The following is a 2,505-nucleotide window of genomic DNA, read 5'->3' as shown; positions in this document are numbered from 1 at the left end:
ACAACCTCAGGGGGAGTTGGCGTTGGCGTCGGAGGGGGAGTTGGCGTTGGCGTCGGGTCGATCGCGGCGTCAGTCGAAAACACAATATTACCAACACTACTAGAACGCGGAAACGACTGCGATGTAATGCTAGATTGTCCCGTTGTAATTGCACCCGCCGTACCGTTGCTAGCAGCATTCCCCACCACAAATGGTTGAATCGGCGTCCCTCCATCTCCCCCAGCGTGCACAATTGTAATTTTGCCACCACCTGTGCCGCCAGCAGTAGAAATGCTAGCAAATCCCGTCGGCGACAGTGGGGTGGAAAAAGTACCCGTAGCGCGGAAAAAATTGCCTGTTATTGCTGTCACCTCGCCACCGGTGCCGCCTGTACCGCCTTGGGCATTGATAAACTCTACTTGAATATCGCCGATCGGATCTAAGAACACATTGCCCGCATTTCCGACTATACCGCTAGAGTTAATTTGTCCGGCCGTAATTGAAGTTATCGCCTTAACCGTTATGTTACCGCCACTGTTTCCCGATGTATTCAAATTGCCGGCGGTGAAATTGTTACCGCTTGTAAATAGAATTTCTCCGCCATTAGCAGTAATATTTTTAACACTTATATCGCCCTTGGCAGTAATATCGACTTTGCCGGCGGTGACATCTCCCGATAAATTGACTTTTTCCGTATTTAGTGCTGTCAATTGTTGCGCGTTAATTGTCGAGTTTCCTGTCACATTGCCAGCATTTTCGATCGCAAGGTTTCCTAATTTGCTGGTGGCACCCACCGAATCGTTGAAAGTGATGCTGCCGCTACCGGAGGCTAGAGTTAAGTTGCGGGCCGCATCAATACTGTCGATCGCACCTCCAAAGGCAATACTCCCCCCGGCTGTACTCAATATCGCATCTTTCCTTAACCCGAGAACACCGTTAATATTTATATTGCCCTGATTAGTAGTAACATTGCCACCTAACTTAGTGCTGCCAGCAGCAATATTAAAACCCGAATTGCTCGCAATATTACCGTTAGTGAATTCCGCCTGCGTTGCGGTAACATTTAAAACAGAAAGTGGTGCTGTTCCTCCGATATTTCCTTGTACCAGCACATTGCCTGTAGCCGCATCTAAGTTCAACAAATGATTACCGTCGATCGCACCAACTATCTTAATATCTCCGCCGCCGGTACTGAGATTAATATCGTTTCCGAGTTGGATAGTGCCGTTAAGGGCGATCGGGTTTTTATTGGTATTGATGCCAGAATTTAAATTAAGTGTGGAAGCGTTGAGGGCGATACTGCTGTTGTCATTGCCCGTCAGAGTGCCATCAAGTGCGATCGTCCCAGTTCCCCCTTGAATAGTTACGGGGTCTAAAAATGTGAGATTATTAGGTATACTAACCTTGGCGGTGCTATCCGATCGCCCGATCGCGATCGAGCTAAACCCATTTTGAATAAAATTAAGTTCCGATGGCGTCAAATCTAAAGCGCTAGTATTGTTATCAGTTCCGCCAACCACAATATTTTGTCCTGCTGTTGCTGGTTGCAGCCTTAGCGCGCCCGTACCAGAAACGTTACCTGAAAAATCAATTTCACCGGCAGTTAAAGTCAGCGGGTTACTACCTGCCGATAAACTAGAACCGAAAGCAATAGTTGCATCTCCGAGTGTAAAATTTACAGGAGTATTTAATGTCACCGGCCCACTAAAACTAATGTTGTCATTAGTTGTGGTAATATTTCCGCTCAGGGCAACGCTTCCCGCGCCATTTTGATTAAATGCACCGTCTAAGTTCAGATTATTTAAAATATTTAGATTGCCCGTATTGCTAATTATTAGCGTACCGTTATTGGTAGTGGTCAAAGTTCCTTGCAGATTGATAGTATCAGCCGAAATTCCAATATTGCCAGCTACGTTAATCGCAGAATTTGCATTGATATTTTTTCCGCTAATTTGCAACTTGCTTAAAGAATTAGCATTGCCAACTGCACCATTAAATGTAACATTACCGGTATCCCCATTCACAGTCAACTCGCTACTGCCGTTAACTGTATCATTAAAAGTAAGATTGTCACCTGAAATAATCGGATTATTGGCAACAGTGACAGCATCTCCATAAGTTTGACTTCCCGTAGTTGTCACATTGCCATTCAGTTGAGTTGTGCCGCCAGTGTTAGTGGTGATGCTAGCAGCCTTGACGGCATTAAATGCGGTGGTTCCTGTAGAGTTAGCGGTAATATTTCCTAATGCTGTAGTATTGCCAACTGCACCATTGAATGTAACATTACCGCTCACCGCGTTAGCCGTCAAATCGCTGGTGCCGTCCACAGTATTATTGAAAGTAATGCTGTCACCTGAAAGAATCGGATTGTTGGCAATTGTCACTGCATCTCCGTAGGTTTGACTGCCGGTTGTAGTGACATTTCCCTTTACTTGAGTTGTGCCGCCAGCATCTGTAGTCAAACTCGCGGCATTGACTGTTTGACTAAATGCGGTAGTTCCTGTAGAGTTAGCTGTTATTTTGCCA

1 protein-coding gene is annotated in these 2,505 nt (G+C 45.7%); it reads right to left on the bottom strand.

Going from position 1 to position 2,505, the window contains the following annotated elements:
* The coding region (locus tag QUA01_RS26820) for a beta strand repeat-containing protein (protein ID WP_442922028.1) at window positions 1-2,505 on the bottom strand (2,505 nt) is incomplete at both ends.

This window comes from Microcoleus sp. S36a_B3 (assembly GCF_036700745.1).
GTDB lineage: Bacteria > Cyanobacteriota > Cyanobacteriia > Cyanobacteriales > Microcoleaceae > Microcoleus.
This window is presented reverse-complemented; position numbering and strand designations above follow the sequence as displayed.